Annotated in this window: 6 protein-coding genes; 4 read left to right on the forward strand and 2 right to left on the reverse strand. The window is 73.1% G+C overall.

The window, feature by feature from the left end:
• Nucleotides 1-18: 18 nt before the first annotated feature.
• A complete protein-coding gene (locus V7793_RS31360; protein ID WP_336012989.1) occupies nucleotides 19-1,050 on the reverse strand; it encodes a hydroxyacid dehydrogenase in 1,032 nt (343 codons plus the stop codon).
• A gap of 75 nt (nucleotides 1,051-1,125) precedes the next feature.
• Here V7793_RS31360 and V7793_RS31365 point away from each other — a divergent pair, with 75 nt between their 5' ends.
• The 4 genes from V7793_RS31365 (at nucleotide 1,126) to V7793_RS31380 (ending at nucleotide 5,092) form a co-directional block, all read left to right on the forward strand.
• Entirely contained in the window at nucleotides 1,126-1,692 is a 567-nt protein-coding gene (locus V7793_RS31365) for a GNAT family N-acetyltransferase (RefSeq protein WP_336012991.1), read from the forward strand.
• A gap of 13 nt (nucleotides 1,693-1,705) precedes the next feature.
• A complete protein-coding gene (locus tag V7793_RS31370) occupies nucleotides 1,706-3,013 on the forward strand; it encodes a sensor histidine kinase (protein WP_336012993.1) in 1,308 nt (435 codons plus the stop codon).
• Nucleotides 3,010-3,663: a response regulator transcription factor gene (locus V7793_RS31375; RefSeq protein WP_336012995.1), complete on the forward strand. Its 654-nt coding sequence runs from the start codon at nucleotides 3,010-3,012 to the stop codon at nucleotides 3,661-3,663. The genes V7793_RS31370 and V7793_RS31375 overlap by 4 nt, the downstream gene beginning before the upstream one ends.
• Nucleotides 3,664-3,838: 175 nt before the next feature.
• Entirely contained in the window at nucleotides 3,839-5,092 is a 1,254-nt protein-coding gene (locus V7793_RS31380; RefSeq protein WP_336012998.1) for a serine hydrolase domain-containing protein, read from the forward strand.
• A 37-nt stretch (nucleotides 5,093-5,129) separates the two neighbouring features.
• Here V7793_RS31380 and V7793_RS31385 read toward each other — a convergent pair.
• The coding region (locus V7793_RS31385) for an amidohydrolase family protein (protein ID WP_336013000.1) at nucleotides 5,130-6,244 on the reverse strand (1,115 nt) is incomplete at its 5' end.

The following is a 6,244-nucleotide window of genomic DNA, read 5'->3' on the forward strand; positions in this document are numbered from 1 at the left end:
AGAAACACCGGAATCGCTTTACGCCGAGCGCCGCAGGCTCTCCCTCTCCACCGCCCCCAGCAGCGGCTCTCCCCGTACCCACCGCCCGGCCTCCTCCACCGCATACGTCCCGAGCCGTCTCCCCTCACTTCCCTGAGCGCCGGCGATATGGGGCGTCACCAGCACGTTCGGCAGCCGGAACAGCGCGTGCCCCTCTTCCAGCGGCTCGGGGTCCGTGACGTCGAGCCAGGCGTTCAACCGACCCGACCTGCACTCCCGTTCCAGGCTTTCGGTGTCGACGATGGACCCCCGTGCCGTGTTGATGACCGTGCCGCCGTCCGGGATGAGGGCCAGGTGTTCCGCGTCCAGCAAGCGGTACGTGTCCGGTGTCCCGGGAGCGTGGACCGTCACGATGCCGGAGGCGCGGCAGAGGTCGGCCAGGCGGTCCACCCGTTCCGTCCCCAGCCGTGCGGCTTCCTCGTCCGTCACATACGGGTCGTGGAGCAGCACCCGGTATCCGGCCGCGGAAGCCCGTAGGCCTGCGATCACCCGTCGGCCGATGCGGGAAGCACCGAGGACACCGACGGTCCGGCCGTCGGCGCCCTGACGGTCGCGGAAGGCCGGCCAGTGGCCGCCGTCGGCGTATGCGGCGGCCGCCGGCAAGGCTCCCTTCGCCGCGAGCCCGATGACCGCCAGGGTGAAGTCGGCGACCGGTCCCGCATTGGCCTCCGCCGCCGAGGAGACGGCGATCCGCCGTTCCCACACCGCCTCGGTCACCAGCTGCTTCACCGAGCCTGCTGCGTGGATGACGGCCCTCAGCTGCGGTGCAGTCTCGAGGACGGCCTTCGTCAGCGGCGGGCACCCCCACCCCGTGACGAGGATGTCCACGTCGCCCAGGCCGGCCGGGCCCGTGAGGAGCCCGGGCCCATCGCCCACCGGGATCACGCGGACCTCACGTCCCGTCAACGTGCCCAGCCCCGCGCGGAGATCGGGCGGCATGACGACCGGTAGTTCGTCCGCTCCCATGACCACCGCGACCACGGCTGTCCCACCCGCCTGTTCATCCGTCATGCGCACCCCTCTGCCCGTCCGCCAGAGAGCGAAAACACATTGCTCGTGTCGTCCGTCCGGGGTGACGATCAAAGGATGGAGCACATCATCAGGCCTGTGCAGGCGGGCGATTGGGAGAAGTCCAAGGAACTGCGCCTGACAGCGCTTTTGGACCCCGTGGCGCCCATCGCTTTTCTCGACACCTACGACAACGCCGTCGTGCAGCCCGACAGTTATTGGCAGGAGCGGGCGCGGGCGAGCTCCGAGGCGTGCCGCGTCACCACGTTCGTGGCGGAGGCGCCCGACGGCACGTGGGACGGTACGGTCACCGTCCTCGTCGAGGACCCGGAGGCGGAGGAGGGTGCCGTCTTCGGCGGCGCTCCGTCCGTGCCGCAGACGCACATCGTCGGGGTCTTCGTCCGGCCCGAGCGGCGCGGGGCAGGCCTCATCCAGGCGCTCTTCGACGCCGCCGTCGAGTGGTCCTGGGCCCTGTCCCGGCCGCGCGTCGAGCGCATACGCCTCTTTGTGCACGAGGACAACGCCCGTGCCATGGCGGTCTACCGGAAGGCCGGCTTCGAGCCCACCGGCACGACCATCCCCATGCAGGGCGACCCCGAGGCCAAGGAGTACGAGCTCGCGCTCGTTCGTCCAGCCGCCGGATGAAACCCTGGACCTGATGAAGTCCTGCCCCGGCCTCCGCTCCCGCCTCCGCTCCCGCCTCCGCTTCCGTATCCGGGTCCGTAGCCCCTGGGCCGTGGACGCCCTGATCACGGCCGTGGTGCAGGCCGCCGTGACCATCCCCTTCGTCGTGCCCCGCTCGGCGGACGTGCCGCCCGCCACCTGGGCGTTCTACGGGATGACCACGCTGTCCGTGCTGCCGCTCCTGTGGCGCGGCCGGGCGCCCCTGACGTGCCTGCTGGCGATCACCGTGGCCGGGTTGGCGTATCTGCCCATGGACGGGCCGGGGCAGCCGATGCCGTACAGCCCGCTGGTGGCCATCTTCACGGTGGCCGCGCAGGCGGGGGTGCGGCAGCGGCGGGTGACGGTCGGGATCGGGCTGCCGGTCGTGGCCGTCGCGGTGGCCCTGCGGACCAATACGGCCCGCGAGTATCTCTTCGCCTTCTTCCTCTTCTCCATGGTGTACGCGCTCGGCGTGCTGGCGCGTACCCGGCAGGCGTACACCGAGGCGGTCGAGGCGCGCGCCGCGGAGCTGGAGCGGGCGCGGGTCGTGGAGGCCGAGCGGGCCGCCGAGCGGGAACGGGCGCGGATCGCCCGGGAGATGCACGACATCCTGTCGCACGCTGTCAGCCTGATGGTGGTGCAGGCGGAGGCCGGGCCCTTGGTCGTACGGTCGGATCCCGACCGGGCGGAGGCGGCGTTCGACGCGATCGCCGGGGCCGGGCGGGACGCGATGGTGCAGCTGCGGCGCATGCTCGGCGTGCTGAAGGAGGAGCCGGGAGGCCCGAGGGACCCAAGGGGCCCGGGGGATCCGGGCGGCCTGAGGGAGCTGGCTCCGCAGCCGACCCTGGACGGTCTGGACTCCCTGGTCGGGGAGGTCCGGCGGGCGGGGCTGTCCGTGGTCCTGCTGACGGAAGGGAAGCCTCAGCCGCTCGCCGCCGACGCGCAGGTCACCGTCTACCGCGTGGTCCAGGAGGCGCTGACGAACGTCCTGAAGCACTCCGACGCACGCTCGGTGTCCGTACGCCTCGCCTGGAAGCAGGGAGGACAGGGGCAGGAGCAGGGACAGAGGCAGGGACAGAGGCAGAGGCAGGGCCTGCTGGCCGTCACCGTGACGGACGACGGCACCGGCGTCCTCAAGCCGGGTGGCGCGGGCAGCGGAAGGGGCCTGATCGGCATCCGGGAACGGGCCGCCGCGCACGGCGGCACGGCCTCGGCCGGGCCCGGTCCGGACGGCCGCGGCTTCCGCGTTTGCCTGGAGCTGCCCGTCGTGATCTCCTCGCCTGCGGAGGTGGGGGCGGCGTGACGATCCGTGTGGTGGTGGCGGACGACCAGGAGCTGGTGCGCAGCGGCTTCGCGATGATCCTGTCCGCCCAGCCGGACATCGAGGTCGTGGCGGAGGCCGGTGACGGGGCCGAGGCCGTGGCGGCCGTGCGGCGGCACGCGCCCGACGTCGTCCTCCTCGACATCCGCATGCCGCGCATGGACGGCATCGAGGCGGCCCGCAGGATCTGCGCGGAGACCGGCTGCCGGGCCGTCATGCTCACCACCTTCGACCAGGACGACTACGTCTACGAGGCGTTGCACGCGGGGGCCAGCGGGTTCCTGCTCAAGGACGTGCGGCGCGACGACCTCGTGCATGCGGTGCGGGTCGTCGTCGCTGGCGACTCCTTGCTCGCGCCGTCCGTGGCTCGCCGCCTGGTCGCGGACTTCACGAGCCGCGGGCAGGTCGTCACGGCCGGGCCGGAGCTGGGGGCGCTGACCGCGCGTGAGCGCGAGACGCTGGTCCTCCTCGGGCGCGGGCTGTCGAACGCGGAGATCGCGGCGGAGCTGGTGGTCAGCGAGCACACGGTGAAGACCCACGTCAGCAACGTGCTGTCGAAGCTCGGGCTGCGGGACCGGATCCAGGCGGTGATCTGCGCGTACGAGAGCGGGCTGATCGCTCCCGGCGGGTGACCGCGCACGCCCTTCCTCTCTCCCTTTCCCTCCCTCGTGCGACGGAGGCGGACGGCACCGGATACCCCTCGCTCCGGCGATCCGCCGGCCTGCGCCGCTCACGAGGATGGACTCCGTCGTAGAGATCCGGCTGCAGCGATGCAGCAGTCCTCAGGGGGAAACCGTCTTGCGCCGTATGCGCCGTAACCGAATTGCCGTCCTCGCCGCGACCGTCGTCGCCGCGGGAGTGACCGCGGCCGGGCCCGCCGCGGCAGCCGCCACCAGTGGCCCCGGCATCACGCGTGACACCGGTGCCGCAGCTTCCGCAGCATCCACAGCTTCCGCAGCCTCCACATCCGCCCATACGGCCGCGCTCGCCAAGGCCGCGGCGCTCCGGAAGGCGATCGACGGGCTGCCGGCCGCCGACGCCACCGCCGCGCAGGTCCGTTACAAGGGCGAGGACCTGCGCTGGAGCGGGGCGGCGGGCCGGGCCGACCTGCGGACGCACCGGCCGGTCAAGGGCGACGAGCGCTTCCGCGCGGGCAGCATCACCAAGACGTTCACGGCGGCCGTCGCGCTCCAGCTCGTCCACGAGGGGAAGCTGGACCTCGACGGCACGGTGCAGCACTACCTGCCCGGCCTGCTGCCCGCCCACTACCCGGACGTCAAGGTCCGGCAGCTGCTCGACTACACGAGCGGCCTGCCGGGAGGGGACACCCGCGAGGCGCCGAAGAGCCCCGGCTGGGACAAGGGCCGCTACACCACCTGGGACCACCGCGCGCTCGTCCAGGCGGGCTTCGGCAAGCCCATGGAGTTCACCCCCGGAACCCGGCAGCACTACTCCAACATCGGCTACAACGTGCTGGGGCTGCTGATCGAGAAGGTCACGGGCCGGACGTACGAGCAGGAGCTGCGGACGCGGGTGATCGACCGCGCCGGGCTCAAGGACACCTACAGCCCCGGGGCGGACCCCCGCATCAAGGGCCGCCACACGCACGGCTACGAGGCGATCGAGGGCGCGGGCGGCGGCACCCGGCTCGTCGACACGACCGAGTGGGACCAGTCCGAGACGTGGGCCTCCGGCGACCTCATCACGACGACGGCCGACCTGGAGCGCTTCACCTCCGCCCTCTTCGCCGGGCGTGTCGTGCCGCAGCAGGAGCTGAAGCTGATGTTCACCGTGCCCGAGGTGCCCACGTACGGGAGCTCGAGGCCGGCTGCGTACTCCAGCGGCCTCACGCGCATCCAGCTCGTCAAGGGCGGCCCGGTCTACTGGGGCAAGTCCGGGAGCCGTTACGGGTACCTCAGCGGCTTCGGGGCCACGCAGGACGGGACGCGGTCGCTGGTGTACTCGGTGAACTCCACCGATGCGAAGGGGGACGCCGCGACGGCCCCGGACTCGCGCATCGGCCGGATCATCATGGCGGGCCTCGGCGAGCCCTCGGCCTAGCCCGCCCCTCGGGCCTCGCCTGCTTTCCCTCTACCGCTCACCTTGTGATCAGCCTGCCTCGTACGACCACCGCGGCGATCCGGCGGACGGCCGTGATGTCGCGCAGCGGATCCGCGTCCAGGACGACGAGGTCCGCCGCCCGGCCCGGCTCGACCGTGCCGATCTCGTCCGCGAGGCCCAGGGCCCGTGCGGGCCCGGACGTGGCCGCACGGAGCGCCTCCGCGGCGCCGAGGCCCGCCCCGGCCAGCTGCTCCATCTCCTCGTGGAGGCCGTCCGCGTGCGTACTGCCGGCGAGGACCGGCACTCCGCGGCGGTGCAGCTCCGCGACCAGGTGGAGGCGGTGGGCGCGGATCCCCCGGAGGCAGGGGGAGTCGGTTTCCCATTCCTCCAAGGAGCGGTGCGCAGTGAGGGACGGGGCGACCCAGGTGCCGTTGGCGGCAAGGTGGTCGAAGAGGCGGTCCGCGCGGTCGGGGTAGTAGGACCGGACGGCCGTCCACTCCAGGCGCCGGATCCGCCGGAGCCAGTCGCGGTACCGGCCGGGGTGGGTGTTGCGGCGTGCGGAATCCACGGCGGTCCCGGAGCCTGTGCCCGCGAGGCCGTGCCGGATCTCCTCGTCCCGGGTGGACGTGGCCAGCAGGAGCGCGTAGAGGTGCTCGACGATCCGCTGCCCGGCGTCGGACGCCTCCGCGAGCGGCACCGCGTCCGGGCAGTGGCCCCCGTACGGGATGCGGAGGATGCGGGCCTCCTCGGCCAGGGCGCGATACGCCGCCCGGGACAACCGCGGGTGCACGCCTACGAAGGCCGCGCCGCCGGCCGCGGCCCTGCGCACCGCCCGGCGGGCCGCCGCCTCGTCGCGCGCTTCGACGGATCCCGGCCACAGGGCGGGCGAGCCGTCGACGGGCGGGCTGCCGGGTCGGGCGAGGGTCGTCACTGCGGACAGCCGCGCCGCAGCCTCTCCTGACGGGCCGTCCGCTCCGGCGCCGTTGCCGGACACCTGCACCGCGATCAGGCCCGGGATGACGTACTTGCCGTCGAGGTCCACCACGCGGGCGTCCGGGGGCTCCGGGACCTCCGCGGTCCGGCCGGCCAGCTCGATCCGGCCGTCGCGGACGAGGACCGTCATGCCGGGGCGGGGCGGCTGGGCGCCGGGGG

Origin of the sequence: Streptomyces sp. KLMMK, from assembly GCF_036961605.1 — a bacterium.
GTDB classification, from domain to species: domain Bacteria; phylum Actinomycetota; class Actinomycetes; order Streptomycetales; family Streptomycetaceae; genus Streptomyces; species Streptomyces telluris.